Raw genomic sequence first — 26,795 nt, 5'->3', positions numbered from 1 at the left:
TAAAGTAATTATTCTTTTGCATTTCCTTTTAATTGCCGCCCTCATCAACCACTATCAAAATAAACTATATTGCGCCCATGTCTATAATTGATTTTTTAAGTGAAATAAATATCACAGATATTATTGGTGATGATTCTTATAAACCCGGTCAATTGGGTAATACTATCGACATCTATACAGAAACCTTTCCTGATATAGAAAATGCTGATATTATTTTGGTAGGATGTGGTGAACAAAGAGGACGTGGTTACCTGGGTCCGGCAAGCAACGCTCCCGAAATGGTAAGAAAAAATTTATACAATCTTTTCTACTGGCATGAAAAAATAAAAATTGCAGACATTGGCAATATAAAACACGGCGCCACTTATAATGATACATTGGCGGCCCTCCAAACCGTGCTGGAAGAATTACAATCACTTCATAAAACAGTGATCATTATAGGTGGGTCGCAGGATCTTACATTGGCACAATACAATGCTTCTAAAAATATTAAACAGTTAGTAGAAATAACCGGCGTTGATTCTGTTATAGATCTTGATATGGAATCACCGTTCAGAAGCGATAATTTCCTGATGGAGATATTTACAGGTGAACCTAATTATGTAAAACATTACAACCACCTGGGCTTTCAAAGTTACCTGGTACACCCTGGTATGTTGCAAACCTTAGACAAGCTTAAATTTGATTTCTTCAGAGTTGGGCATGTAAAAGAAGATATGGAAGAAGTAGAACCAGCCATACGCAATAGTCATCTTTTTTCGTTCGACATTAATGCTATTGCCAACGCCTATGCCCCATCCAACCAACTTACACCAAATGGCTTTAACGGAGAGGAAGCATGCATACTAATGCAATACGCCGGCATGAGCACCAATATGCAGTCCATAGGAATTTATGGCTATAATCCTCAGCAAGACCGTGACGAGTTAACTGCCAAACAAATCAGCCACATGATCTGGTATACTATTGATGGTCGCCATCGCCGATTAAAAGAAGCTTCTTTTGATCAGCTGGAACATTTCAACGAATACCAGATGGCTTTTGCCGAAATAGAATCTACTTTTTTACAAAGTAAGAAAACAAGGCGTTGGTGGATGCAATTACCAGACAAAACATTTATTCCCTGCAGTTATAAAGATTATCTCGCCGCTGGCAGTAACGAAATACCTGAAAGATGGTTCAGGGCGCAACAGCGATAATACTAAACTTCTATTATTAAATTAACTCTGTAGATTATGTCACGCATTATTAAAACTGGTATCGCATCTTACGGCATGAGCGGAAAATTGTTTCATGCTCCTTTTATACAGGCTCACCCTCATCTAGAATTAAGCGCCATTGTTGAAAGAAACAAAGAAGAATCCAGGATCAAATATCCTGATTCTAAACTATACCGGTCTTTTGAGGAATTGATAGCAGATGATGAACTGGAACTGATTGTTGTAAACACACCCGTTCAAACTCACTTCGAATATGCTAAAGCTGCTTTGAATGCGGGCAAGCATATTGTAGTGGAAAAACCTTTTACCGTAAATGCTGCAGAAGCTAAAGAATTGTATGAACTGGCAAAAGCCAAAAACTTACTGTTAGTAGTATATCAAAACCGCGCTATGATGGCGACTATAGAGCTATAAAAGATGTAGTACAGGAAAATCTCTTAGAGAGCTAAAGGAAGCAGAAATGAGATTTGATCGCTACCGTACCGGTCATAGCGGTAAAGATCATAAAGAGGGTGACAAACCGGGAGCAGGCAACCTGCATGACCTGGGTGCACATATCATTGATCAGGCCATACAGCTATTTGGTTTTCCCGAAGCAGTATTTGCTGATGTTTTTGCCATGCGTGACGACATGATTGCCAATGACTATTTTGAAGTGCTGCTGTATTATCCAAAACCTTTTCGCGTAAGAATAAAGGGAACTGTATTTGCCCGCGAATCCTACTTTGCCTATATTATCAATGGCTCTAAAGGAACATTCATGCAGCAACGCTCAGACCTTCAGGAGGTAAAACTGCTGGAAGATACTATACCTTCTTTAGAAACCTGGATACCTACTCCCGAAGGTTTCGATGGTCTTTTACATACTACCATCAATGGCGAAACGGTACGCAAAGAAACACGTTCTGAAATGGGTAACTACATGCAGTATTACGAAGATGTATACCAGGCCTTAGCTAATGGCAAATCCAACCCTGTGCCTGCAGCAGATGCTGTGTTGACCATGCGTATTATAGATGCTGCATTGCTAAGTAATAAGGAAAAAGAGTAGTTAGTTTATAATAAAATAAAAGAGGCAGTACTATATTACTGCCTCTTTTATTTATAATCATTTCTTTTTATAATCCTGCCTGCTTGCTTATCTCCAACATCCGGTCAATAGGCTTTTTTGCTGCCAGTCTTAATTCTTCTTCCATAATAATATCGGGCGTTTCATATTTCATACACAGGTAAATCTTTTCCAGTGTATTGCGTTTCATGTGCGGACAATCATTGCAGGCACAACCATTATCAGGAGGAGCTGGTATAAATTTCTTGTTCGGGCTATATTTCTCCATCTGGTGCAAAATACCTGTTTCGGTAGCCACAATAAACTCGGTAGCTTCGTTTTCGATCGTATACTTCAATAAACCTGTAGTAGATCCTACAAAGTCTGCAATTTTCAGTATATGCTCCTCACATTCAGGATGTGCAATGAATTTCGCATCCGGATGCTGCTGCTTCAGCTTGGTGATATGCTCCAGGCTGAAAATCTCGTGCACCATGCAGGCTCCGTTCCACAATAACATATCGCGCCCGGTTACCTTGTTGATATAAGCTCCCAGGTTTTTATCCGGCGCAAAAATGATCTTCTGATCTTTCGGAAAACTATCTACAATGATACGTGCATTGCTACTCGTTACAATCACATCGCTCAATGCCTTAATGCCAGCGCTGCAGTTGATGTAACTTACCACCACATGATCAGGATGTTGTTCTTTGAACTTTTGAAACAAGGGTGGCGGACAACTATCGCTTAAGGAACATCCCGCTTTAAAATCAGGGATCACCACTTTTTTGGTTGGATTCAAAATCTTGGCAGTTTCAGCCATAAAATGCACACCCGCAAAAACGATCATATCAGCATCAGTCTTTTCAGCTTCCTGCGCCAGGCCCAAACTATCTCAATGTAATCCGCAATATCCTGGATATCCGGCTCCTGGTAATAGTGCGCCAGGATCACTGCATTCTTTTCCTTTTTCAGTTTGTTGATCTCTTCGAAAAGATCCAATGTAGGATCCACATCAACATCCAAAAAACCTTTGGCTTCCAGTTCCTGTTTTGCGCTTTCCAATACTCCTGCTTCCATGGTATAAAAGTTTTAAATCCGGTGCAATGATACGTTGCAACTTGAAATTTTTTGAAACAATTTTTGTTCTCTTCCCTTTTATCCTAATAATAATTATATATATTATTTTAAAAAGAAAACTTATTATTATTAGCATTGTGAATTAGTGGATAACTCGTAATTCACATTTATTACAAAATTAGAAGTTTATTGTTTTCCACAGGAAATCAATAGTAATTAACATAGGCATTTGGTGCCTGCCCTCATTTTAGCCCTGTTATACACAAAAATGTGGATTATGTATTCTTAATAAAATTCCGGTTCATTTTAATTTTACATTGTGTTAATATCTGAGGTATAATTTTACGGTAACTCACTTTTTCTCGGGGCTCATAGCGCAGTCCACTTTTTACGACCTAATAATCACATTTCATATAAACGTTCCACAGGGGGATATCCACATTTTTGAAGGCCTATTCACATATCTTTGGGGAGAAATAGTGGCATAAACACCGTTCTTTCAATACTGAGTGTTTCAAAAATGGTCGCTTTATGCCTGTTGCCTGCTGCAAGACATCTTTTAATTTTAATCCTGTAACCTGGTTGTGTACAACGACCTTCCTGTTGATAAGCAGGTAAAATTTTCAAAAAAAGTTAGTATGAAGAAGTTAATTTTTATTTTTTATGTTCTGTTATTTTCCTTTTTTGCTAAAGCAGATGAAGGAATGTGGTTGCCACAGCTGCTGGACGCCTTAAATGAAAAACGAATGAAGTCGCTGGGTATGAAAATGGATGCCAGTGATATATATAATGTGAATAAAGGAAGCCTTAAAGATGCAATTGTAAGTTTTGGAGGCTTTTGTACCGGTGAGGTTATTTCAGATCAGGGTTTGGTGCTAACCAATCACCATTGCGGGTTTGACGCCATCCAGAATCATTCTACACTCGACCATAATTTTATAAGAGACGGATTTTGGGCGAAGTCTAATGCCGAAGAATTACCCAACGCCGGTTTATTTGTAACTTTTATTGTAAGAATAGAAGATGTGACGGATGCCGTGTTGAAAAATGTGAATAATTCCCTGGCTGAAAACATGCGCCAGTCATTGGTAGATAAAAATGCCAAACAAAGGCTGAACGAAGTAAAAAAGAAGCTTACGAGGGCGCCTTTATCCGGCCTTTTTTGATGGTAATAAATACTACCTGTTTGTAACAGAAACTTATAATGATGTACGTCTAGTGGGTGCGCCGCCATCTTCCATAGGTAATTTTGGAAAAGATACTGATAACTGGATGTGGCCAAGACATACCGGTGATTTTAGTATGTTCAGGATTTATGCAGGCAAAGACAATAAACCGGCAGCTTATTCGCCCGAAAATGTGCCGTATAAACCTAAAAAGTCATTATCCATTGCCATGAATGGAATGAAGGAAGGTGATTTTACGATGGTTTTTGGTTTCCCCGGGCGTACTACAGAATATTTACCTAGCGAAGCAGTTAACCAGATAATGACGGTAAATGATCCGGCTAAAATTTCGATAAGAGATAAGGCCCTGGCCGTTATTGATCAATATATGCGTTCGGATGAAGCTATTAAAATTCAGTATGCTTCCAAGTATGCCAGCATCAGCAATGCCTGGAAAAAATGGCAGGGAGAGGTTTTAGGATTGACGAATACCAATGCCTTAGCCAAAAAACAAAACTATGAAGCCGAGTATAGCCGGTTATTAAATAATAACCCCGCTTTGAAAGCCAACTACGGTAATGTGCTCAACCAGCTCAATGAGGCCTATAAAAAGATAAAAAATTTCGCGCTAACGCGCGATTATTATCTTGAAACGACCAGCAAAATTGAGTTATTCAATGTGGTACAAAGAATTCGGGCTTTAAATTCCAAAAAAATAAACCCGAGTACGCTGAAGCGCTGATAGCAGAAATTAAGTGGATGGACAATTATTTAAAGGAAATGAACATTACGGTGGATAAAGACATCTTTTCCGCCATGATGAAATTATACCTCGAACAACCATCTGAGTATATCGCACCGCGGGCAAAAGAGGAGTATGCAAAATTTAAAGATTATAAAGTCTGGGCCAATGAATTATATGGGAAAAGCCTTTTTGCCAATCAACAAAAAATAAAGGAGCTGTTGAATACCCAACCCGAAAAATTATTTGAAGCATTGGCTACCGATGAGGGTGCCCAATTGGTTTTGTCTATTTCTAATTTATATGACAATGAGGTAGCGCCTGAACTAAATAAAATACAGACATCCATCAACCAGCTACAAAGGCAGTATATGAAAGCACAGATGGAAGTATTTACCGATAAGACTTTTTACCCCCGATGCCAACAGCACCTTAAGAGTAGCTTTTGGAAATGTAAATGGTTATTCCTCCCCACCGGAAAAAAATATGAATACTATACCTACATGGATGGGCTCATGGAGAAATATAAACCAGGAGATTACGAATTTGATGTACCTGAAAAATTACAGGAACTGTATAAAAAGAAAGATTACGGAAAATATGGAGTGAATGGAAAGATGCCGGTTTGTTTTATAGCATCCAATCATACCACCGGAGGCAATAGCGGCAGTCCGGCACTGGATGCGTATGGAAACCTGGTAGGCTTAAACTTTGACCGGGTTTGGGAAGGCACTATGAGCGATGTGAATTATGATCCTTCTATTTGCAGGAATATTATGGTGGACATCAGATATGTGCTGTTTATCGTGGATAAGTTTGCAGGAGCAGGGCATTTGGTAAAAGAAATGAAGTTGGTGTATCCAAAAAAGTAAGCCCGGAAAATTTCGCTAACTTTAAGAAAAACTAAAAAGTACAACTATGGTAAACAATAAACACATTGCAACTTTTATCCTGGGTGCCCTTGCCGGACTAGCCGCTGGTAAATACGCCAGCATGAGTGATGAAGAAAAGGAAAAAATGATGGCCAATTTAAAAGAGAAAGCCAACAACCTAAAAGAAGATGCCGTAAAAACTGCAGGGCAGGCAAAAGACTATTTTTCTGAACTGACTACTAAAGGAACCGATGCTATTAAAGAGCATTTTCCCGGAGCCGAAAAATGGATGAATGATATTTTTGGTAATAAAGAATCCACAACAGCGGCAACAGATACTGAAACGGAACCACCGAAGAGTTAGTCGTAGTGCTGTACTATATCAAAAAGGAAGCCGGCCGGCTTCCTTTTTCTTTTATAATAACTTATAAAATCTGGTTTGGATTAGGGATCAGCTTTAAAATCTTGTGCAGGTTTTCCTGGTAATGCTTTTTATCCAGCTTATAATAAAAAGCGCCTTTTTTAGAGTTGCTTTTATCTTTTTCCTTTTGTTTGATCAGGAGTTTGGTAGATAACATCTTGCGACTGAAATTACCTTTATCGAAACTTGTATTAAAAACATCTTCAAATAAACTTTGCAATAAAGGAAGCGTAAACTTCTCTGGCAATAGTTCAAACAAAATGGTGTGAGAAGCTGCTTTGTATTGTAGTTTTTTCTGTGCCAGGTGCACCATATCGTTATGGTCAAAAATTAACTGCGGAAACTCTTTGATATTAAACCATTGCGCTTCAAAATCAGTATTGATGGACTCCTGGTACTTGTTGATGTCAATCAGCGCAAAATAAGCAACAGAGATGGTTCTCTGCACCGGATCCCTGTCAGGGGAAGAAAATGTATGGTACTGCTCCAGGTAAATCCCTTCTAAACCAGTCAGGCTTTTTAAAATACGATTGGCTGCTGTGTCTGTGCTTTCACTGTCGTTTACAAAACCACCCATTAAACTCCACTTACCTTTTTCTGGCTCTAGCCCACGTTTTACCAATAAAATTTTTAGCCTTGTTCCATCAAAGCCAAAAACAATACAGTCTACAGCTACGGTAAACTTGGTGATGTGCTGATATCTTTTCTCCTTAGTCAAAGCTTGAATGGATTAAAGGTTATAAAGAATATGAAAGTAAAAATAAAAGACAAAAATAAATGATTTTATTTGTCATAAAAACAATTAAATTTGATCCACTTGTTTAACGAATTGCGTTTGCGCTAAAATAAAGATTTGCATCATCTCTAAAAACAAAACCACAAATGCTTAGAAATGTTTTTCTGCTACTGGTATTAATAACCGGGGTTTACACACAGGCCCAGGATAAGACTTTTGTTGTTTCGGTAAATAAACCCATCGCCCCGATCCAGTCTACCATGTGGGGTGTTTTTTTGAGGACATTAATTTTGGCGCAGATGGAGGCATTTATGCTGAAATGGTTAAAAACCGTTCTTTCGAGTTTACCAGGCCGTTGATGGGATGGAAGGTAGATCAGCAGCCGGTTGAGGAGGGTGTTGTACTGATTCAAAATCGTACAGGTATTTATAATTCCAATCCCCGCTTTGTAAGGGTAACCGTAAATAACCGGAACAAGGGCACACTTTCTTTAACCAACGAAGGATTTAGAGGAATGGGGATTAAGAAAGGGCTGCGTTATGATTTTTCTGTTTTGTACAAGATGGTATCCGGCAAGGTAAAAATGCATGTCGAACTGCTGAATGCTAATAAAGAAATTATAGGTAGCACCGAAATAGTTCCCGGCGAAAAGAAAGACTGGTCAAAAATGGCTGCCAGTTTTTCTGCCAATCAAACGGAGGAAAAAGGTTCGATGCGACTGGTTTTTGAAGGCAATGGTGTTATCGACCTTGACATGATTTCTCTTTTTCCGGGAGATACCTGGAAAAATCGCCCGGGTGGTATGAGAGCTGATATGGTGCAAATGCTGGCTGATATGAAACCTGGCTTTATACGTTTCCCCGGAGGCTGCATTGTGGAAGGGTTTGATCTGGCACAGCGATACCAGTGGAAAAAGACGGTGGGACCGCTTGAGGAAAGGCAATTAATAATTAACCGCTGGAACACAGAATTTGCTCATCGCCCAGCACCGGATTATTTTCAAACATTTGGACTGGGCTTTTTGAATACTTTCAGCTGTGTTCCGATGTAGGCGCTGAGCCGCTCCCCATTTTAAATTGCGGTATGGCCTGCCAGTTTAATTCGGGCGAAGTAGTACCATTGGATCAGATACAGCCTTACATAGATGATGCTTTAGATTTAATAGAATTTGCCAATGGTGCTATTACTACCAAATGGGGAAAACTGCGTGCCGACATGGGACATCCTGAACCCTTTCATTTGAAAATGCTGGGTGTGGGTAATGAGAATTGGGGACCACAATACCTGGAGCGCTTCAAAGTTTTTCAAAAAGTGTTAAAAGAAAAGTATCCTGAAATAAAACTAATCGCCAGTTCGGGCACAGACCCCGTAGGTGATAGGTTTAATTTATTGAATACGGAGCTACGCGCAATTAATACCGATTTTATAGATGAACACTATTATCGTCCTCCCCAGTTCTTTTTCAGCAATATCAACCGCTATGATAACTACCCAAGAAACGGGTCGAAGGTTTTTGCCGGCGAGTATGCTTCACATGTACCCAACACCAACGGGGCTGTAAAAAGTAACTGGCAGGCCGCTCTTTCTGAAGCTGCATTTTTAACAGGCCTGGAACGCAATGCTGACGTGGTTCAAATGGCATCTTATGCACCACTATTTGCACATTACGATGGATGGCAGTGGGCGCCGGATCTAATATGGTTGAATAATCTTCAAATAATAGGATCGCCCAGTTATTATGTACAAAAGCTGTATTCTTTGAACAAGGGTACAGAAGTGATACCCATTCAAAGAGATAGCAAAATTATAGATGGTAAAGACAGCTTATACGCCACGGCTGCGATCGACGCCAGATCAAAAGAGATTATCGTTAAGGTGGTGAATGCGCTACCTGGCGAACAAAAAATTGCATTGAATTTTGAAGGCGTAAAAAAACTGGCCGGTACTGCAGTTCATACCATTTTACAAAATGATGATCTCAATAAGATCAATACAATTGCTGAACCGGAAGCTGTAGCGCCAAAAGAAAATAAAATTAAAATCTCGGATAAAAAACAGGAAATAACTGTAAAGGGATATTCCTTTAATGTGATCAGGATTAAATACTCGTAATCAATTTATAGAACAACAGAAACCCGCGTCTACTGGCGCGGGTTTCTGTTTTAGCAGGCTTTCTCAAGTGCCGCTCTTTACTTTCTGTGGCATCGATCCGGTATTCTTTCAGGGGCATCATCTTTTTATAAGAATAAAACCTGCAAGCGCCGCAACAATAAACAGCACATCGGTCAGCCATAAATAGTAATATCCATACGACTCTATTATTTTTGTTGACAGAAATGGCGTAATAATAAAAGCCATAGAGAATCCAAGTGAGTTCAGCGCCATATAAGATCCCTTATTATTAGATCCTGCGCGCAAGGCACCAACAGTAGAAGTAAAGGGCAGTACCAATATTTCAGACAAACTGATTAGTGAAATAGCCAGGTATAAAGCCCACAACTCTGTAGTAAGCAAGTAAATTAAAAACCCGGGAATAATAAACAAAGTACCCAGTATAATACTGTTGTAAATAGAAAAGCGTTTTTGAACCAAACTCACGATTACCATTTCTGTTAATACAATAATAAACCCACTATAGCCCATCAATGTGCCAATAGCTTCTTTACTCATGCCTGCTTTTTCGTCGAAAAATAGAGGCATTGCATTGAGCAATTGGCAGAAAGGGATAAAATATAGCATACAGATAAAAGCGAAAAATAAGTAAGGAACGTCTTTATATGCGGAAGAATGCCGGGTATTGTTTTCTTTGGGCGCCACTGTTACAACAGGCTTATTATTGCTGCCCCGCCTGTTATTAAAATAGCTGTAAAAAAGTATGGCTGCTATAAAACACCCAATGGCATTACCCCAAAACAGCAGATCATAAGAAATAGCAGCCATCAAACCACCCAAAAAAGGACCGAAGGAAAACCCAAGATTAATAGCCATTCTGTTTAATGAAAAAGCGCGGGTAATATTCTCCGGTTTGGCATAACTGGTAATTGCTGCAGAATTGGCCGGCCTAAACAGGTCTGCAATAAATGATAGTATAAAAATCCCTGCAGACAGTGCTTCTACTGTATGAAGCTTTCCGATTAAAACGTACAGGGGTGCTGCCAGGAATAAGCTGAGGCATTGCACTTTGAAGCTGCCAAACTTATCGGTGAGCCAACCACCGGCAATATTTCCCAGCAAAGAACCAAGTCCAAAAAAGCTCAAAACAATACCGGCTTGTTCTAGCGAAAAATGCAGGTGGTCGCGCATATAGATGGCCATAAAGGGTAGCACCATAGCGCCGGTTCTGTTGATCAACATTACCAGGGCCAGCATCCAGGCAGGAGTGGATAAACCCCGGTAAGAGTCTATATATAAATTAAAAAATTTCCTTGTTTTCATTTTAGTGGTTTTTCTACGGCATTAAAAAAGCCCGGTACGTTGACGGTACCGGGCTTTAACTATAAATGTTTTATAATTAAGAGTTCATACTCGCCAAAAATTCTTCATTGCTTTTGGTTCCTTTCATGCGCTTCAGTAATTCCGACATTGCCTCTTCTGTTTTCATTTCAGCCAGGTAAACGCGCAGTAAGTTCATTCTTTGCAGCACATCCCTGTCTAATAACAGATCATCACGGCGTGTAGACGAAGCGGTCAGGTCAATAGCCGGGTAAACACGTTTGTTGGCTAATCTTCTATCCAGCTGAAGCTCCATGTTACCGGTACCTTTAAATTCTTCAAAGATCACCTCGTCCATTTTACTTCCGGTATCGATCAACGCTGTAGCCAAAATGGTTAATGAACCACCATTTTCAATTTTACGGGCAGCCCCAAAAAACTGTTTAGGTTTTTTTTGCATCGCATTGGCTTCAACACCACCACTTAACACTTTACCAGATGCGGGAGATACAGTATTGTGTGCACGGGCCAAACGTGTGATAGAATCTAAAAGAATAATTACATCATGTCCGCATTCTACCAGCCTTTTTGCTTTTTGCAGGGCTACTGTAGATACTTTAACGTGCTTTTCAGCAGGCTCATCAAAGGTGGAAGCGATTACTTCTGCTTTTACGCTTCTTTCCATATCAGTAACCTCTTCCGGTCTTTCATCTACCAGTACTACCATCAGGTAACACTCGGGATGGTTTTCGGCAATAGCATTAGCTACAGCTTTCAACAACATCGTTTTACCGGTTTTCGGTTGTGCTACGATCAAACCACGCTGACCTTTACCGATCGGTGTGAATAAGTCGATGATACGGGTTGACAGATCTGACGGACGTGTGAACAGGTTCAGTTTCTCGTACGGGAATAAAGGAGTTAGATAGTCGAATGGTACCCGGTCGCGCACTTCTTCAGGACTTTTACCATTGATCGTATCAACTTTTAACAGCGCAAAATATTTTTCACCTTCGCGGGGGGACGTACGGCTCCATGAACCGTATCGCCGTTTTTAAACCAAACAGTTTTATCTGCGATGGAGATACATATACATCATCAGGGCTGGAAAGATAGTTGTAGTCTGAGGATCTTAAAAACCCATAACCATCAGGCATCATTTCCAAAACGCCCTCACTTAAAATAACACCATCGAATTCTACGTTAAAAGCTGTTTCTTTTTCTTTTCTTGGTGTGAAACTTTTAACAACAGGCTCATCTATTACAACAGGTGCCGGGTTGGCAAATTTCTCTGTGGCTTTAAATGCCAGCTCAATAAAAGAAGCAGTAGCCGGGTCGAGGCTAAACTCATCTTTATCACCAGCAGATTCTTCAGTATACTCTTCCACTCCTTTATCTTCATCAAAAAGATCTCCTGTTTCAGCTACATCATCTTTTTTAGACACAGCTTTTTCTTTTTAGCTGCAGCTTTGGCTTTTTTAGCCGGGGCTTTAGCTTTGTCAGAAGAAGTTCCTTTAGACTTTTCCTCTTTTTCTTCAGTTCCATCGTCTTCAACAAAAGCTTCTTCGGTTCCGATAGAGGTGGTGGCTTTAACAATACGTTTTCTCTTAGGTTTAGCATCCGTGGAGGCGGTTTTAGACCCTGCAATTGCCTGGTTATCTAAAATTTGGTAAACAAGGGTTTGCTTATCTAATTTCTTCGCATCAGGAATATTTAACTGCTCGGCAATATCCAACAGTTCCGGAACGAGCATGTCGTTCAATTGTAAAATATCATACATAAGGGTAATCTTAATTAATCAAATACCGGCTTTAGCATGCTGATTAACAAAAAAAATGATTGAAATTGTTTTTTGGTGAACGCTTATTGAAATGAAAATCAATAATTAGCAGAGATGATCACAAGCCTTCGGGTCATTTCTTTTGCGAAATTAGGGAGAAATCGACAACCTTCAAAAATTTTTAATTGTTAAAAATCCTTCACTATCGATGTTTAACACACTGGAAGGAAAGTCCCGGGTACTTAAAAACTGAAGTTTGGTGATTGCATTCCTTTCAGTATCAGCGGCCGGGTACATCGGATTTCCCGGTTTTTGTATAACGGGAACAACAGAACCTTTTACGAAGTTTCCTTTTTATTCAGGTAAATCTTCAGCAATGGCGCATAACCCATGGGTCCGTGTAAGGACATATTACCATAAGTAGCAAAGTTTCCCAGGCTATAAGCAATCAGCTTGTTTTTATAAATTTCCATTCCCCGGGTAACATGAGGCCCGCTACCGATTACCAGGTCGGCCCCTTCATCAATACAATGGTGCGCCATTTCATATACATTACCACGGCTTTCATTAAAGCTGGTTTCCTGCTTTCTCAGTACGGCTTCAGCATGAGCCCCTTCTGCCCCCCATGAAAAAATATAATTAAAATGTCTGCCACCTCTTTGGCTTCTTTTATAACGGTGCTTATTTTCTTATAATCATTAATGTAAACATGCCGGCCGCCGTGCCCTACACCAATAAAAGCCAGTGTTGAACTGCCTTTTTGCAATAAGGCAATTTCACAATCATTTTTAAGACCAGAAAATGCGATACCCTGATCTTCTAATGCTTTTTTGGTTTGTACAATGCCTTCGTCTCCAAAATCGCCGCTATGATTGTTAGCAATGCTCAAAAAGTCAAAACCGGCGTCTTTGAAGTAAGCCGCAAAATGAGGAGGCATTCTAAAAGCATGGCAATTATTACCCGTTTTACATTTTTTGGTAATCGTAGTGGAGTCTGCAATAACGCCTTCCAGGTTGCCGATGGTGATGTCTGCATCCTGAAGCGTATCTTTTAACCTGTGAAGGATATTCCGGCCTGGCAATCTCTTTGAATTTGGATAATTGCTACCTAACATCATATCCCCTACTGCAATAATACTAATGAGCGAATCCCTTTCCTGGCTGGGTTTTGCCGCAGCAGCAATGGGCGCTTTGGGGTATTGTGAGCAGGAGCACCACAAAAAAATTGACAGTAAAAAAGCAGCGTTCCTCATAACAGCGATGCAAAATTACGACAGAACTGTATCTGCCGGATATTTTCTGTAGGAAGAAACGCAAAATTTTCCGGCATTTTATCTCAGAAACAGGGATACGGGCTGCTCATCTTATCTTTGCAACCCTAAATAAAGTGAGATGTTTAACAAAAGGATCAAAATTAAAACGCTTTTGGCGCAGGATCCCGAAAGCTATCGGGAGCAGGAGGTAACGGTAATGGGTTGGGTACGTACATTTCGTAACAACCAGTTTATAGCTTTAAATGACGGAAGCACGAATACCAATTTGCAGGTTGTGGCCGAGCTTGGAAAGTTTGACGAATCGCTTTTGAAAAGGATCACCACGTCTGCTTCTTTAAAAGTAACGGGAGCTATTGTTGCTTCTTTAGGAAAGGGGCAGACTATGGAGTTGAAAGCAGCTTCTATTGAAATACTGGGAGATAGCGATGCGGAGGTTTACCCGCTGCAGCCTAAAAAGCACTCCCTGGAGTTTTTAAGAGAAAAGGCGCACCTGCGTTTTAGAACGAACACATTCGCATCTGTTTTTCGTACCAGGCATGCCCTGGCTTTTGCGGTGCACAAATTTTTTAATGACAAAGGCTTTGTGTATTTACATACGCCGATTGTTACGGCGAGTGATGCCGAAGGCGCCGGGGAAATGTTCAGGGTAACGACCCTGCCTTTTGAAAATACGCCCAGAAATGAAGATGGATCTGTCAACTTTAAAGAAGATTTCTTTGGAAGATCGACCAATCTTACGGTGAGTGGTCAGTTAGAGGGTGAATTGGGGGCAACAGCGTTTGGTGAAATTTATACTTTTGGTCCTACTTTCAGGGCAGAGAACAGTAATACGGCGCGCCACCTGGCAGAGTTCTGGATGATCGAGCCGGAAATGGCTTTTTATGACCTGGAGGACAATGCCAATCTTGCCGAGGAGTTCATCAAGTACATCATTCGATATGTTTTGGAGAACAACCGCGAAGACCTTGACTTTTTGGCAACAAGACTGGCAGAAGAAGAAAAGCAATTACCGCAGGACAAGCGCAGCGAAATGGGATTAATCGAAAAGCTGGAATTTGTGATCAACAACGAGTTTCAAAGATTGACATATACTGAAGCGATAGACATACTGGCCAACAGCAATCACAATAAGAAGAAGAAATTTCAATACCCTATCACCGGATGGGGTATGGACCTGCAGAGCGAACATGAGCGTTACCTGGTAGAGAAGCATTTTAAAAAACCTGTAATACTAACAGATTATCCTGCGGGGATCAAGTCTTTCTACATGAGGCTGAATGAAGATGGGAAAACCGTGGCAGCAATGGATATCCTGGCACCCGGCATTGGTGAAATTGTGGGAGGCTCTCAAAGAGAAGAAAGATTGGATGTGTTGCTCGAAAAAATGAAGGCGATGAACATTCCTATGGAGGAAATGTGGTGGTACGTGGATACCCGCCGCTTTGGTACAGTACCTCACGCCGGATTTGGATTAGGCTTTGAGAGGATGATACAGTTTGTTACGGGTATGAGCAATATTCGCGATGTAATTGCTTTCCCAAGAACGCCGAAGAGCGCGGAGTTTTAAATAAATCAATAGTCCATGGGCAATAGACCATGGACTATTTCAATTTATCCTTAAAGAAATCAACAGTTCTTTTCCAGGCAAGCTCTGCAGCCGCCCTATCATACCGGGGAGTTGTATCGTTATGAAACCCATGATTCACTTTGGGATACATATACATCGTATAGGTCTTATTGTTTTCTTTCAATGCAGCTTCATAAGCCGGCCAGCCTTCATTTACACGGGTATCCAGCTCTGCATACTGAATTAACAAGGGGCTTTAATTTTTGGAACATCTTCAGCAGCTGGCTGTCCCCCGTAAAAAGGAACAGCTGCGTTTAGCGTACTAATTCTTACTGCCATCATATTGGCGATCCATCCACCGAAACAAAAACCCACCACACCTACTTTCCCATTACAGTGCTGATTATTTTTCAGGTAATCATAAGCAGCTATAAAATCTTCCAACATTTCGTTTCTGTTCCGTTTGGCCTGTAGTTCGCGCCCGGCATCATCGGTACCTGGGTAGCCACCTAATGGCGTAAGCGCATCGGGTGCTAAAGCAATAAAACCCGCCAGGGCCGCGCGCCGGGCTACATCTTCAATATGCGGGTTTAGTCCCCTGTTTTCGTGCACTACCACTATCCCACCCAGTTTTTTTGTTATCGGCTGGCATGCAAAGCAACCCTTTGATGGTACCACCTCCTTTGGGAGATTTATATTCAATATATTCAGACTTAACGCGTGCATCTTCAGGAGCAATCTGTACCTGCCCCTTGTAATCCGGCATTAAGAAACTCATAAGCGAAGTAACGGTCAATCCTCCCACTGCATAGATCGAGAGCTTTTGTACGAAGTCGCGACGGTTGATACGGTTGTGGGCATAATCATCATAAAGATCAAAAACGGCTTGCTGAACATCTTCTTTTTTACAGACATAGGATGAGTTTTAGGGACTATAAATTTATTGCATTTCTTTAAGACCCCGAAGTCTTTATTCATCGGGAACCTGTTTAAATAATATAGATGTTCCGAAAAAAGAGCTTGAGCAAACGGTTGATCAGGCCAACCCCGACAATTTTTTATAACTTACCCGTAAAATTTATAGTGTGACCAAGATTGTCTTCGCCCTCAAATCGTTTTTTATTCTAAGCTGTTTTATCTTTTTGTTTGGTACTGTGCTGGGATCAACACCGCGAAACCTTTTACAAAAGCAGGCGGATGAACAGGGCGTAAAACAAGCGCTGCTATCAAAGGAGCAATGGATAAAGTATCCTTTATATAACGATAGAAACGGGTGGAACCAATTTTTGGGTGCGAACAAGGAGGGGATTATTAAAGCGGGTGAAGCTCAGCTGGGTTATAAATGGCAGGTAGTAACAGCCACGGATTATCTTGAATTTTCCCGCAGCGGCTCCCGTGTAATAATGGAGGAACCCTACAATCAAAATCTTAACGCTATCGCCACTTTGTTCCTGGCAGAAATGGCCGAGGGCAAGGGCCGGTTTATGGATCAACTGATCAACGGGGTATTTGCTGCCTGCGAAATGACTTCCTGGTCCCTATCCGCCCATCTTTCTATACAATTAAAAAATAAACACTTTCCCGATCATAATCAACAGATCATTGACCTGGTTGCCGGTGATGTAGGGTCGACCTTCTCCTGGATCTATTTTTTCCTGAATAAAGAATTTAACAAAGCCGATCCGCTGATTGCTCAACGCCTGAAGTATGAAATAAAGAGAAGAATATTGGAGCCCTATATGAACCTGAATCATTTTTGGTGGATGGGTTTTGAGCTCGGCACATCACGCGTGGTGAACAACTGGAATGTATGGTGTAACAGCAATGTACTGCAGGCCTTTGCTTTGATAGAAGAAGACAAAGAACAACTGGCCAAAGCTGTTTATAAAACGATGAGGTCGGTTGACCTTTTTATTGACTATAATAAAGGAGATGGCGCCTGTGAAGAAGGACCGTCTTACTGGGGCCATGCGGCAGGTAAACTTTACGACTACCTGCAGATTTTGTCTGATATCACCGGGGAAAGATCTCCATCTTTAAGGAGCCGCTTATTAAGAACATGGGCGAGTATATTGCACGGAGTTATGTAGGTAATGGCTGGGTGGTGAATTTTGCTGATGCATCGGCAATAGGTGGAGGTGATGCGCCGTTGATCTATCGTTTTGGAAAAGCAGTGAATAGTAAAGAGATGGAATCCTTCGCGGCATATCTTATTCAGCAACAGAATGGAAACCTGGGGGTTGGAGCTGGCCGCGATATATTTAGAACCCTGCAAAGCATTGCTTATAATAAGGAGATGATTAATGTAACGCCTGCTTTACCCTCAGCGCCCTATACCTGGTATCCACAAACAGAGTTCTGTTATGTAAAAAAAAAAACTACTTCTTTGCTGCAAAAGGAGGTTTCAATAATGAAAGCCATAACCATAACGATGTAGGAACATTTTCTTTGTATGTAGATACCATACCGTTTTTTATTGATGCCGGCGTTGGTACTTATACCCGGCAAACTTTTGGCCGCGAACGGTATTCTATATGGACCATGCAAAGCAACTATCATAGCCTGCCAATGATTAACGGAGAGGCGCAGCAATTTGGAGCAAAGTATAAATCAAGTAATGTTAGTTTTAGCAGCGGCACAAAAAATTTAGCCTGGATATTAGTGGAGCCTACAATAAGGAAGCAGCGGTAAAAAGCTGGCAACGCAGTTACACAGTATCTGATAAAGAACTGACGATAGAAGACGCATTTGATCTGGCCGCTGTAAAAGAGCCTTCAGCAATACACTTCCTGGTTTCAGCAAAACCTGTTACTGACAAAGAAGGAATTGTGTTATTGGAAAAAAACAATCAAAAAGTAGCACTTCATTATTCCAAAGCTATTTTCAATGTTTTAGTAGATAAGATACCGTTAGATGACAAAAGACTCTCCAATGTTTGGGGAAGCGAAATATACCGCGTAAAATTGGTGGTTAAAAGCCCCAGGTTAAAAGGCAAGTATAGTTATACCATAGCAAAGGTTCAATAATGGAAGGAGTATTAGTGTTTGAATTTAGCGCTGAACTCACTGGGTGTAAGGTGAAAGAATTTTTTAAACTCGCGGCTAAAATATTTTCTGTCATCATACCCGACCGCGAAAGAAACTTCGTTCACTGTCATGTCAGTTTGCTGTAATAAGGCGGCGGCTTTTTTAAACCGGTGAAGCTTAATAAACTCGTTTACCGACATACTGGTTAGCGCTCTTAATTTCTTATAGAGCACAGGAGCGCTCATCGCTACTTTTTTGAAAGGAGTTCTACGCCAAATAAAGGATCATCTATATGTTCTTCAATCAGGCCGATAACCTTTTCCAAAAATGCCTTGTCTATTTCTTTAATGGTGCCTGCTGCTAATACATCATCGGGTTTTGTATGCAGGGGGTCCAGGATTGTTAGCTCCTTTGTAATTTTTTGTTTTAGCTTTTCCTGCGCTGTTGATAAATTGAGCACGCTAAGTGCCAGCACTTTTGTACTGAACGGTTTGGTGAGGTATAGATCGGCACCCTGTTCCAGCCCCGTTACCTGTTCGTTTTGAGAGCTTTTGGCTGTTAACAGAATAACGGGAATATGGCTGGTTCTTTCATCCGTTTTTATTTTTTTGCAAAACGTATAGCCGTCCATTTCCGGCATCATTACATCGCTGATGATGATATCGGGTATTTCAGTGCAGGCTGCGTCCCAGCCCAGCAGGCCGTTCTCCGCAGTTATAATACGATAACGATGAGAAAGCGTTTCGCTCACTAACTGTCTTAGTTCTGCATTATCTTCTACAATAAGAATTGTTTGAGGGGTTGCATCAGAAGCATCCGTAGCATTCGCTTCAGAAAATGTATCATTAATCGAGGCGGAAGTGATAAGGGTGGGTCTTGGTGCAGCAGCCGTTTCTATATCGATCCCGGGAAACTGCGCATTGCGCGGCAGCACGACCGTAAATATGGTTTGCCCGCCCGTATCGTTTTGAGCTGGAGTGCTCTCCACAGCAATGCTGCCCTGGTGCAGTGCTACAATATTTTTCGAAAGGGCCAGCCCGATTCCATAACCCGTATTTTGTAAACCATGATCGGCTACCTGGAAGAAGTTCGTAAACAGTTTATCCAGGTATTGAGGAGCAATGCCGCGACCATTGTCTGTTACTTTTATAGTGATATCATTTTTTTGAGTAGCAACATACAGTTGTATATGGCCACCTTCGGGAGTAAACTTAAATGCATTGGCTAAGAGGTTAAAAAATACTTTTTCCAGTTGTTGCTCGTCAAAATTTACCTCCGCAAAATCGGTGTCATGCACAAAAGACATGTGAATGTTTTTGGATTGCGACATTTCCCTGAAGCTTTCATAGATATCTTGTAAAAAAGAAATAAGGTTCTGCTTTTTAGGGTTCAGCTGGAGATGGTTGGTTTCTGCTTTTCGGAAATCCATTAGTTCACTTACAAGGTTTAGAAGCCGGTTAGTATTAGATCTTACCTGGGTAAGTTGTTGTTGTATAAAAGACTCTTTTTTATTCTCTGAAAGCAGCCGTTCTACCGGAGCCATGATCAGCGTAAGGTGGGTGCGTATTTCGTGAGAGGCATTGGTGAAAAAATTAAGCTTAGCCTGGTGCAGCTCATCTTCTTTTTTATTACCTCTCTGAGAAAGAAAAAACGGGCAATAATAAAAACAATGGCTGCCGCTGCTAAAAAGTATAAACAATAAGCCCACCAGGTAAGCCAGAAGGGAGGTTTTATTTTTATTGATAAAGCGGCGGTTTTACTCCAAAGCCCATCGTTGTTCGCTCCTTTAACCAGCAGACGGTATTTGCCCGGTGGCAGGTTGGTATAAGTTACGGAGCCTTCGGCTGTTTCTTTCCAGTCTTTGTCAAAGCCTTCCAGCATATAACGGTACCGGTTTTTCTTTGTTTTTACATAATTGAGCAGCGCAAAGTCTATTGTAAAAACATTTTGATCGTGAGCGAAAATCAGGTCAGGCATAAGAGCGATGTTTTCATCCAGGATCTTTTGCTGATCTTTTATCCCGATCTCTTCATTATTCAGCTTCAGACTTGTAAAAATAAGTGGGGCAACATATGGATTTCTTTTAATGCTGCGGGGATCAAAATAAGTTATACCATTGTACCCCCCATATAGAATAGTCCGTCACTGGTTTTTAAAAAGGAATTATAGTTGAACTCATTTCCGGCGATACCATCATTTTTTGTATAGAGCTGATAGGTATTGAGGTTGGGGTTAAAATGAACCAGTCCTTTATTGGTGCTTAGCCATAAGGAACGGTCATTACCCGGAATTATGCCCAGAATATTAAGTGAATTTAAAAACGTGTTCGTGTATTTTGTAAGTCGCTGTGTTCTTCTATCAAAACAGGCAACCCCAGCCCCACCGGCACCCATCCAAATTTCATTGTTATAGCCTTCAGCAAAACAGTTTACATACAAAACACTATCTATTTCTTTTGAAACAAAGCCTGTAACAACGGAAACGCCTGGCGATCCGGCCATCCAGATTTGATTAAAGCGATCTTTATATAAGTGTCTTCCAACACCTCTAACCTTTATATTCGCCAATGCCTGGTTGATCAATGAAGCGCCATTACGTTTAAATAGCCGGATGCCCCTATTAGATGCAACCCAAAAATTATGAAGCGAATCCTCAACAATCGAGGATATCTCATTTTCCGATCTGTTAATTGTATCTAAGAGATATTGTTTAAAGCTATTGCTACCCGGCTGCAAAACATTCAATCCGCCGCCATGGGTGCCTGCCCAAAGATTGTTGTCGGCGTCAACGTATAATACTTTCACCAGGTTGGAGCGAAGAGAATTAGCCTGCCCCTGCCGGTATTTATAATTAGTGAAAACCCCTGTTTTTCTATTCAGGTAATTAATGCCTCCTCCTTCAGTACCAATCCATAAATTATGTGCCGCATCTTCTACAATACTGCTAACAACATTATTGCTGAGGCTATTTTGCTCATCGGCACTTTGTATAACCGAAAAAGGCGTATCATAAGCATAGCTGATATTTACACCACCAAAGTAAGTGCCGATCCATAAGGAGCTGTTGGAATCTTTATAAATGGCATATACAGAATTCTGGCTAAGGCTGGCTTTATCTGTGGATTTATGCACAACCGTTTGAAATGTTTTGGAAAACGGGTTTAAAATGCTGATGCCCTCCTGTGTACCAATCCATAATTGACCGTTACGCCAGGTGAGACACCGCACATTATTATTAACCAGTCCGGGAACTTTTTTACCCGAACTCTGGAAAATGGAAGCGGTTTTTGAAACCGTATTAAATTGATAAATACCATTGTTAAGCGTTCCAACCCAAAGATCCTGATTTTCATCTTGTGTAATGGCCGTTACAGCATTCGCATTTTGTGATCCGGCCCCGCTTTTTAAAGGGCTGAAATGAGAAAACCGATATGGCTCTTTTGCGGGCTCTATGCAGGTAAGTCCCTGGTCTGTGCCAATCCATATCCGTTTTTTTTATCTTCAGAAATAGCTTTTATAATATTTCCCGCTGTTTTATTTTGAAAGGAAACTACTGAGCCTCCTTTTTCATCCATCATAAATAAACCAATGATAGAACCTACCCATATCCTTTCTTGTGAATCTTCATAAATACAAAAAACACCACCCGCTCTTGCCTTGTTCAAGGGGATGCGGTCAAATCGGTCAAGTTTTACATTGTACCTGTTCAATCCGGCAGAAGTGCCTGCCCAAACGACTCCTTTTGAATCAGTAAACAAGGAAATAACGTGATTGCTGGATAAAGAAGTACTGTCTTTGGCATTATACCGGTACACTTTAAATCGCAGGCCATCGTACCGGCATAGGCCATCAACCGTGCCGATCCACATAAAACCCAGTTTGTCCTGGGTAAGAGAAATGACGCTATAATTAGGCAGTCCTTGTTCAACAGAAAAATGATGAAAAGACACTGGTTGAGCACCAACTGTGTTGGATACAAAACAGAAAAAGAAAAATCCAAACAATCTGACCAAAGGCATATATGAGCGGGATTACCGTTACAAAATAAGGAAAACATTTGTGCAAATAAGCAGAAGATGCCTTCGTTTAAAAAGTAATTTATTTGATAATCAACCTATTGTGATAGTGTTTAAGAAATTCACCCTAATCGTTTAAGAAATTACCCCCACCCACGATTGACAGCAACCATCTTGCAACAGATTGCCTGCGACAAGATCGCACTACTTAAAACCACACAGTACTTCTAAAAATCATCACTATGCTATTTAAAAGAACGATGCAGATTTTTGGACCGATCCGCTTTTTGGTCCTGCTTAAACTATTGTTTTGTATGCCCATTTTAGCCGCTGCTCAAACCGGACCTGTTTCGGGCACGGTGCTGGATGATCAGGGAAAACCGGTTTCGGGAGCATCCGTAATTATTAAAGGAGCTGCTACCGGTACTAATACCAATGAGGAGGGAGTATTTAGCATCAATGCTGCTAAAGGCAGCGTATTGGTTTTTCTTACGTAGGATATGAACCTGTGGAACAGATGGTTGGTGACCAGGGAGAAATAACTATTGTATTAAAGGCCGTATCGGGTTCGTTGGAAGACGTCGTCGTTGTTGGTTACGGAACCCAGAAAAAATAAACATGACGGGTTCGGTCTCAACCGTCGGCGCAGATAAAGTAACCAATCGCCCCATCATGAACCTGGCTGCTGCTTTAGGCGGTACTGCTCCGGGAGTAAGTGTAACCCAGGGAAATGGAAATCCGGGAAGCGAAAGTGTTGCTATTCGAATACGAGGTACCGGTTCATTCAATAACAGCGCTCCCCTGGTATTGGTGGATGGTATCATTGCAGATATGGTGCCGGTGAATACGGACGATATCGAAAGTATTTCTATTCTTAAAGACGCCTCTTCTGCGGCTATCTATGGATCGCGTGCCGCCAACGGTGTTATTCTGGTAACTACTAAAAGGGGCAAAAAAATGAAGCACCCCGGGTAACTTTTAATACTTTGTATGCAAGGGAAAGGGCAATTACAGATCTGAAGTTTATGTCCAATACTGCAGACTGGATGGAGTTACATAATATAGCAAAGGTAAATGCCAACCCCACCACTACTTCGCCTGATTATGCTTACGCAACAATTGAGGAGTGGCGTGCTGCAGAATCCAACCCCGGAGGTATTTATACCAATCCGGTTACGGGGCAAACAATACCCAACTGGCTGGCTTATCCAAATACCGATTGGGCCCAGATCCTTTTCCAGCCGGAATACTATCAGCGCTACGGAGTGTCTGTTACTGGAGGAAGCAAAGCTTCAACCTATCTTATGTCCCTGGGCTATCAAAACAATCCGGGGACCCTCTCTAATACAGGAATGGAACGCTATAATATGCGTGTGAACCTGGAAACCAAAATTGCAGATCTTATCACTTTTGGTACGCAAACCTACGCTACCAAAGAGTTTAAGCAGCCGGGCAGTACATCAATGACCTATTTGCTTCAGGCGTTTCCTGCAATTACACCCATTTACGATGGAAAATATGGGGCCAGCGAAGACCTAATACCACCCAGAAGGATAATATCCTTCAGCAGGTAGCTTCCAACGGCGGGATGAATAATTTTACCCGGATCAATACCACCTGGTATGCTAATGCCGATATCTGGAAAGGTATTGTGGCAGAAGCCCGGTTTAACTATAGTGAGTATATGCGTGAAGATGAGAACTACAGCCAAAACCTGCCCCGGTACAGCTTTCGCGAAAGTTTTGAAACGCCAAAAGAAGGAATCGGGAATTTAGACCAGGCTACCAGTTATCGTTATTCTTACAGGTCTACCAGCTATACTACCAACTTTCTATTACGTTATGCAAAAACATTTGGAAAGCACGATGTTGGTGGACTGTTGGGATACGAGCAATACTATGCTCAAAATTCCGGGTTTAGTGCAACCAAAAGAGGTTTGCTCGATTGGAGTATAACGGATATCACATCCGGAGCTACAATGGAAGCCATTGGCGGGTCCGCAAAAGAAGAGAATTCAATGATCTCCTACTTCGGAAGAGTAAATTATGCTTTCGACAGCAAATACCTGTTTGAGGCTAATTTCCGCTCAGATGCTTCTTCGAAATTTGCTCCGGGTCGCCGCACCGGCCTCTTTCCTTCTTTTTCTGCCGGCTGGGTTATCAGCAATGAGCCTTTTTTAGCGGAGCTAAAAATTCAGTTAACTACTTGAAATTAAGGGCGTCTTATGGTACATTAGGAAATACGGTTGGTGGCAATTACGACTGGCAAACCCTGTATCAAAAAGTGAACAATGTATTTAATGAACAGGTTGCTAATGGCGTAATACAGCAAACCATTCAAAATCTGGGTTTATCCTGGGAGAAGCTGACAACGTACAACGCGGGTTTGGAAGCCAGGTTTTTAAAGCAACGTCTGAACCTGGAAGCAGATATGTACTACCGCCATACATCAGATATTCTTACAGCGGCTATTATTTACCAGACCATGGGAAATATTAGTGCTCCCATGTCTAACACAGCCTCTTTAGGAAATACAGGGATTGATTTAACGCTTGGGTGGAATGATAAAGTAGGTGATTTCAGGTATGGCATCAGCATCAATGGGAATTATAATATAAATAATGTTACCAAATTTAAAGGCACGCTAAAGTATGAGCAGGACCCGGCAACGCTTGACATCTGGGGAAATCCTACCTGGCGCTATATTAACCTGGCCGATGTTTCTACCGGAGGTGATACCCGCCGCGTAGAGGGGCATATGATCGACGAATGGTTCCTGCGCAGACCTTATTCCGGAACAGCAACTTATACCAATGCCGACGGATCGGTAAATCCCAACGGAGGTCCTAAAGATGGAATGATACGTACTAAAGCCGACCTGGAATGGGTTAAGTCTATGATTGCTGCAGGATACCGCTTTGGTAACGGAGCGGGCAATACGGTTGGCTCCGGTGCCGCCAATATCTGGTATGGTCAAACGCTAATGGCCGACGTAAACGGCGATGGAAGGTATGGTAATGACGACGACCGGGAGTTTACCGGAAAATCTACTACACCACAACTTACTTTTGGTTTTAATACAACAGCGGCATGGAAAGGCTTCGACCTGAATATGCTTTGGGCCGGACGCACGGGCTCTTATCACTACATTAATGAACGGGGGCTAACGGTTCCATTCTGGCCAATACCGGAGATGGTATGCCTGCCGACGCCTGGACCAAATATTATTCTTATGACGCTGTAAAAGCGCATACAGATTACGCAAATTATGACCCGGCTACGGATCCCAATGCAAATATTAACGCAAAGTTTCCAAGGCTGCTCTCCGCAAGTTCTATAATGAGCTCCAATACTTTTTACCTGTATAACTCATCTTATTTCAGGCTAAAATCTTTACAGGTTGGTTATACATTCCCCAAATCCTGGGTTGGCCGGGCGCGAATAAATGATCTGCGAATCTTCTTCTCGGGGAGAACCTGGTAACTTTTAAAAGCAGCGCTTTTGAAGGAGTAGATCCTGAATTGGGCAGCTCACTAATCGTTTACCCTATTGCTAAATTATTCGCAGCAGGTATATCGCTTAGTTTTTAATCAACTCGATCTAACAAACACAAAAGAATTAGAATAAAAAGTTTCTGCCATTTACCTGGTTAAAGTAAAGAGGTTTTATGCAGATGCTATATGGCCAAAAAATAAAAATACAGACATGAAAAGTATACTATACTCGATAGCAATAATTGGTATGTTGGGAAGCATGTCATCCTGCAAGAAAATCTTGGATCTTTCTCCAAACGACAAGATTTCTTCTGGGACCATGTGGACAACCGAGAGCCTGGTTGACCAGGGGGTGATAGGGGTTTATTATTCTTTACAAAGGCCTGTACCGAGTACCGGCATTGTGGGAGAAGCGGCTAATATGGGTTACTATGGTTTTGAAGCGTTGGGCATGAGTGGTCAGGGCGAATACAACCTGAACAATCTGTTCTCCAGCGCTGTCAATCCGGGCAATGGTACTTTCACCTTTCAATGGAAATGGCTTTACGACGGTATACACCGCGCTAACGATGCTATTGCGCACATACCTGCGGCGCCCATGAACGATGCAAAGAAAAATCGCCTGGTAGCTGAATGTAAAGTATTGCGTGCTTTTTCTATATGCGGCTGAATGAATTGTATGGCAGGGATGGCCTGGGCGTACCTGTTTATACAGAACCCATAGACCCTTCGGAAGCCAACAAAGGTCAAAGCCCTGAGGCTGAGGTTTGGGCACAGATCATCCAGGATCTTAATGCCATTAATGATCCTAATCTACCCAACAACCAGATCAACGGCGAAGGTAGAACCAGCAAGGGTGCTGCTTATGCTTTAAGGGGAGAGCATATTTCTTAACGAAGCAATATGACCAGGCGGTAGCAGATT

36 protein-coding genes and 3 pseudogenes are annotated in these 26,795 nt (G+C 41.5%); 23 read left to right on the top strand and 16 right to left on the bottom strand.

What is annotated here, in order from left to right; all coding sequences use genetic code 11:
* Positions 1-77 precede the first annotated feature (77 nt).
* Genes MKP07_RS08145 through MKP07_RS08135 form a run of 3 tightly spaced genes read left to right on the top strand, consistent with a single transcriptional unit; the run spans position 78 to position 2,271 of the window.
* Positions 78-1,199: a formimidoylglutamase gene (locus MKP07_RS08145; protein ID WP_240846579.1), complete on the top strand. Its 1,122-nt coding sequence runs from the start codon at positions 78-80 to the stop codon at positions 1,197-1,199.
* A gap of 36 nt (positions 1,200-1,235) precedes the next feature.
* Complete coding sequence (locus MKP07_RS08140; protein WP_240846576.1) at positions 1,236-1,634, top strand: Gfo/Idh/MocA family oxidoreductase; 399 nt, start codon at positions 1,236-1,238, stop codon at positions 1,632-1,634.
* Between the two features lie 46 nt (positions 1,635-1,680).
* On the top strand, positions 1,681-2,271 hold the full coding sequence (locus MKP07_RS08135; protein ID WP_240846573.1) for a Gfo/Idh/MocA family oxidoreductase: 591 nt from the start codon (positions 1,681-1,683) through the stop codon (positions 2,269-2,271).
* A gap of 67 nt (positions 2,272-2,338) precedes the next feature.
* Here the strand turns inward: MKP07_RS08135 and nadA (MKP07_RS08130) are convergent, their stop codons facing one another.
* Positions 2,339-3,157: a quinolinate synthase NadA gene (nadA, locus tag MKP07_RS08130; RefSeq protein ID WP_262919205.1), complete on the bottom strand. Its 819-nt coding sequence runs from the start codon at positions 3,155-3,157 to the stop codon at positions 2,339-2,341.
* A complete protein-coding gene (gene nadA, locus MKP07_RS37975) occupies positions 3,115-3,348 on the bottom strand; it encodes a quinolinate synthase NadA (RefSeq protein ID WP_262919204.1) in 234 nt (77 codons plus the stop codon). Before nadA (MKP07_RS37975) ends, nadA (MKP07_RS08130) begins: the two co-directional genes overlap by 43 nt.
* Positions 3,349-3,986: 638 nt before the next feature.
* On the opposite strand from nadA (MKP07_RS37975), the gene MKP07_RS37970 reads away from it, so the two are divergent.
* Genes MKP07_RS37970 through MKP07_RS08120 form a run of 4 tightly spaced genes read left to right on the top strand, consistent with a single transcriptional unit; the run spans position 3,987 to position 6,492 of the window.
* Positions 3,987-4,514, top strand: a complete 528-nt coding sequence (locus MKP07_RS37970; RefSeq protein WP_262919203.1) for a S46 family peptidase — start codon at positions 3,987-3,989, stop codon at positions 4,512-4,514.
* A 16-nt stretch (positions 4,515-4,530) separates the two neighbouring features.
* Positions 4,531-5,256 (top strand): S46 family peptidase, encoded by a 726-nt coding sequence (locus MKP07_RS37965; RefSeq protein WP_262919648.1) that lies wholly within the window; start codon positions 4,531-4,533, stop codon positions 5,254-5,256.
* Between the two features lie 17 nt (positions 5,257-5,273).
* Entirely contained in the window at positions 5,274-6,128 is an 855-nt protein-coding gene (locus MKP07_RS37960) for a S46 family peptidase (RefSeq protein WP_262919202.1), read from the top strand.
* Positions 6,129-6,174: 46 nt separating this feature from the next.
* Complete coding sequence (locus MKP07_RS08120) at positions 6,175-6,492, top strand: hypothetical protein (RefSeq protein ID WP_240846570.1); 318 nt, start codon at positions 6,175-6,177, stop codon at positions 6,490-6,492.
* A 61-nt stretch (positions 6,493-6,553) separates the two neighbouring features.
* Here MKP07_RS08120 and MKP07_RS08115 read toward each other — a convergent pair whose 3' ends face one another.
* Positions 6,554-7,267 carry an NUDIX hydrolase gene (locus tag MKP07_RS08115; RefSeq protein ID WP_240846567.1) on the bottom strand — a complete coding sequence of 238 codons (714 nt, stop codon included), beginning with the start codon at positions 7,265-7,267 and terminating at the stop codon, positions 6,554-6,556.
* Between the two features lie 337 nt (positions 7,268-7,604).
* Between MKP07_RS08115 and MKP07_RS42265 the strand changes: the two are divergent.
* Positions 7,605-8,755, top strand: a pseudogene (locus MKP07_RS42265) (alpha-L-arabinofuranosidase C-terminal domain-containing protein); the annotation flags it as partial.
* Complete coding sequence (locus tag MKP07_RS42260) at positions 8,756-9,397, top strand: alpha-L-arabinofuranosidase C-terminal domain-containing protein (protein WP_394803638.1); 642 nt, start codon at positions 8,756-8,758, stop codon at positions 9,395-9,397.
* A 117-nt stretch (positions 9,398-9,514) separates the two neighbouring features.
* Here the strand turns inward: MKP07_RS42260 and MKP07_RS08100 are convergent, their stop codons facing one another.
* The 6 genes from MKP07_RS08100 to MKP07_RS37950 all read right to left on the bottom strand — a co-directional run bounded on the left by MKP07_RS08100 (position 9,515) and on the right by MKP07_RS37950 (position 13,578).
* Positions 9,515-10,720 (bottom strand): MFS transporter, encoded by a 1,206-nt coding sequence (locus tag MKP07_RS08100; protein ID WP_240846560.1) that lies wholly within the window; start codon positions 10,718-10,720, stop codon positions 9,515-9,517.
* Between the two features lie 76 nt (positions 10,721-10,796).
* Positions 10,797-11,693, bottom strand: a complete 897-nt coding sequence (gene rho / locus MKP07_RS08095) for a transcription termination factor Rho (protein WP_449589532.1) — start codon at positions 11,691-11,693, stop codon at positions 10,797-10,799.
* 31 nt (positions 11,694-11,724) lie between these two features.
* Positions 11,725-12,162, bottom strand: coding sequence for a hypothetical protein (locus MKP07_RS43665; protein ID WP_449588842.1), 438 nt, complete (start codon positions 12,160-12,162; stop codon positions 11,725-11,727).
* Positions 12,141-12,497, bottom strand: a complete 357-nt coding sequence (locus tag MKP07_RS08090) for a Rho termination factor N-terminal domain-containing protein (protein ID WP_240846558.1) — start codon at positions 12,495-12,497, stop codon at positions 12,141-12,143. Before MKP07_RS08090 ends, MKP07_RS43665 begins: the two co-directional genes overlap by 22 nt.
* 338 nt (positions 12,498-12,835) lie before the next feature.
* A complete protein-coding gene (locus MKP07_RS37955; protein ID WP_262919201.1) occupies positions 12,836-13,039 on the bottom strand; it encodes a CapA family protein in 204 nt (67 codons plus the stop codon).
* 47 nt (positions 13,040-13,086) lie between these two features.
* Positions 13,087-13,578 (bottom strand): CapA family protein, encoded by a 492-nt coding sequence (locus MKP07_RS37950; RefSeq protein WP_394803542.1) that lies wholly within the window; start codon positions 13,576-13,578, stop codon positions 13,087-13,089.
* Between the two features lie 58 nt (positions 13,579-13,636).
* On the opposite strand from MKP07_RS37950, the gene MKP07_RS08080 reads away from it, so the two are divergent.
* Both MKP07_RS08080 and asnS read left to right on the top strand, forming a co-directional pair.
* Positions 13,637-13,801 (top strand): hypothetical protein, encoded by a 165-nt coding sequence (locus MKP07_RS08080; protein WP_240851117.1) that lies wholly within the window; start codon positions 13,637-13,639, stop codon positions 13,799-13,801.
* Between the two features lie 87 nt (positions 13,802-13,888).
* A complete protein-coding gene (asnS, locus tag MKP07_RS08075) occupies positions 13,889-15,337 on the top strand; it encodes an asparagine--tRNA ligase (RefSeq protein WP_240846556.1) in 1,449 nt (482 codons plus the stop codon).
* A 34-nt stretch (positions 15,338-15,371) separates the two neighbouring features.
* Here asnS and MKP07_RS42255 read toward each other — a convergent pair.
* Positions 15,372-15,949, bottom strand: a pseudogene (locus MKP07_RS42255) (dienelactone hydrolase family protein).
* Positions 15,915-16,232 (bottom strand): annotated as a pseudogene (locus tag MKP07_RS43660) (hypothetical protein); the annotation flags it as partial. The pseudogenes MKP07_RS43660 and MKP07_RS42255, both read right to left, overlap by 35 nt.
* A 190-nt stretch (positions 16,233-16,422) precedes the next feature.
* Between MKP07_RS43660 and MKP07_RS08065 the strand changes: the two are divergent.
* The 4 genes from MKP07_RS08065 (at position 16,423) to MKP07_RS08050 (ending at position 18,363) form a co-directional block, all read left to right on the top strand.
* On the top strand, positions 16,423-17,427 hold the full coding sequence (locus MKP07_RS08065) for a hypothetical protein (RefSeq protein WP_240846554.1): 1,005 nt from the start codon (positions 16,423-16,425) through the stop codon (positions 17,425-17,427).
* Positions 17,397-17,774, top strand: coding sequence for a hypothetical protein (locus MKP07_RS08060; RefSeq protein ID WP_240846551.1), 378 nt, complete (start codon positions 17,397-17,399; stop codon positions 17,772-17,774). The genes MKP07_RS08065 and MKP07_RS08060 overlap by 31 nt, the downstream gene beginning before the upstream one ends.
* Positions 17,775-17,785: 11 nt before the next feature.
* A complete protein-coding gene (locus tag MKP07_RS08055; protein ID WP_394803541.1) occupies positions 17,786-18,028 on the top strand; it encodes a heparinase II/III family protein in 243 nt (80 codons plus the stop codon).
* A gap of 137 nt (positions 18,029-18,165) precedes the next feature.
* Positions 18,166-18,363, top strand: coding sequence for a hypothetical protein (locus MKP07_RS08050; RefSeq protein WP_240846549.1), 198 nt, complete (start codon positions 18,166-18,168; stop codon positions 18,361-18,363).
* 11 nt (positions 18,364-18,374) lie between these two features.
* Here the strand turns inward: MKP07_RS08050 and MKP07_RS08045 are convergent, their stop codons facing one another.
* The 5 genes from MKP07_RS08045 to MKP07_RS08025 all read right to left on the bottom strand — a co-directional run bounded on the left by MKP07_RS08045 (position 18,375) and on the right by MKP07_RS08025 (position 22,312).
* Complete coding sequence (locus MKP07_RS08045) at positions 18,375-18,608, bottom strand: helix-turn-helix domain-containing protein (RefSeq protein WP_240846547.1); 234 nt, start codon at positions 18,606-18,608, stop codon at positions 18,375-18,377.
* Positions 18,609-18,610: 2 nt separating this feature from the next.
* Positions 18,611-19,906, bottom strand: a complete 1,296-nt coding sequence (locus tag MKP07_RS08040) for an ATP-binding response regulator (RefSeq protein ID WP_240846545.1) — start codon at positions 19,904-19,906, stop codon at positions 18,611-18,613.
* Between the two features lie 2 nt (positions 19,907-19,908).
* Positions 19,909-20,340 (bottom strand): triple tyrosine motif-containing protein, encoded by a 432-nt coding sequence (locus tag MKP07_RS08035; protein WP_240846542.1) that lies wholly within the window; start codon positions 20,338-20,340, stop codon positions 19,909-19,911.
* Between the two features lie 131 nt (positions 20,341-20,471).
* Positions 20,472-21,815, bottom strand: a complete 1,344-nt coding sequence (locus tag MKP07_RS08030; protein WP_394803637.1) for a ligand-binding sensor domain-containing protein — start codon at positions 21,813-21,815, stop codon at positions 20,472-20,474.
* Positions 21,812-22,312: a ligand-binding sensor domain-containing protein gene (locus MKP07_RS08025; protein WP_240846537.1), complete on the bottom strand. Its 501-nt coding sequence runs from the start codon at positions 22,310-22,312 to the stop codon at positions 21,812-21,814. Before MKP07_RS08025 ends, MKP07_RS08030 begins: the two co-directional genes overlap by 4 nt.
* 308 nt (positions 22,313-22,620) lie before the next feature.
* Between MKP07_RS08025 and MKP07_RS08020 the strand changes: the two genes are divergently transcribed.
* The 8 genes from MKP07_RS08020 (at position 22,621) to MKP07_RS07985 (ending at position 26,765) form a co-directional block, all read left to right on the top strand.
* A complete protein-coding gene (locus MKP07_RS08020) occupies positions 22,621-22,875 on the top strand; it encodes a carboxypeptidase-like regulatory domain-containing protein (protein WP_240846534.1) in 255 nt (84 codons plus the stop codon).
* A 121-nt stretch (positions 22,876-22,996) separates the two neighbouring features.
* Positions 22,997-23,353, top strand: coding sequence for a TonB-dependent receptor plug domain-containing protein (locus tag MKP07_RS08015; protein ID WP_240846532.1), 357 nt, complete (start codon positions 22,997-22,999; stop codon positions 23,351-23,353).
* Positions 23,354-23,364: 11 nt separating this feature from the next.
* Positions 23,365-23,952: a hypothetical protein gene (locus MKP07_RS08010; protein WP_240846531.1), complete on the top strand. Its 588-nt coding sequence runs from the start codon at positions 23,365-23,367 to the stop codon at positions 23,950-23,952.
* Between the two features lie 14 nt (positions 23,953-23,966).
* Positions 23,967-24,587 (top strand): hypothetical protein, encoded by a 621-nt coding sequence (locus MKP07_RS08005; RefSeq protein ID WP_240846529.1) that lies wholly within the window; start codon positions 23,967-23,969, stop codon positions 24,585-24,587.
* Positions 24,584-25,621 carry a SusC/RagA family TonB-linked outer membrane protein gene (locus MKP07_RS08000; protein WP_240846527.1) on the top strand — a complete coding sequence of 346 codons (1,038 nt, stop codon included), beginning with the start codon at positions 24,584-24,586 and terminating at the stop codon, positions 25,619-25,621. The genes MKP07_RS08005 and MKP07_RS08000 overlap by 4 nt, the downstream gene beginning before the upstream one ends.
* Complete coding sequence (locus tag MKP07_RS07995) at positions 25,576-25,860, top strand: hypothetical protein (protein WP_240846525.1); 285 nt, start codon at positions 25,576-25,578, stop codon at positions 25,858-25,860. Before MKP07_RS08000 ends, MKP07_RS07995 begins: the two co-directional genes overlap by 46 nt.
* A 222-nt stretch (positions 25,861-26,082) precedes the next feature.
* The gene (locus MKP07_RS07990; RefSeq protein ID WP_240846523.1) at positions 26,083-26,541 is read left to right on the top strand and encodes a RagB/SusD family nutrient uptake outer membrane protein; all 459 of its coding nucleotides are present in this window, start codon (positions 26,083-26,085) and stop codon (positions 26,539-26,541) included.
* Positions 26,532-26,765 (top strand): hypothetical protein, encoded by a 234-nt coding sequence (locus MKP07_RS07985; RefSeq protein WP_240846520.1) that lies wholly within the window; start codon positions 26,532-26,534, stop codon positions 26,763-26,765. Before MKP07_RS07990 ends, MKP07_RS07985 begins: the two co-directional genes overlap by 10 nt.
* Positions 26,766-26,795: the final 30 nt, after the last annotated feature.

The sequence above is a fragment of the Paraniabella hibiscisoli genome (assembly GCF_022512515.1).
In the GTDB taxonomy this organism is placed as follows: Bacteria; Bacteroidota; Bacteroidia; order Chitinophagales; family Chitinophagaceae; genus Niabella; species Niabella hibiscisoli.
The sequence above is the reverse complement of the archived record's forward strand: the minus strand, read 5'-3'. Positions and strand labels throughout refer to the sequence as shown.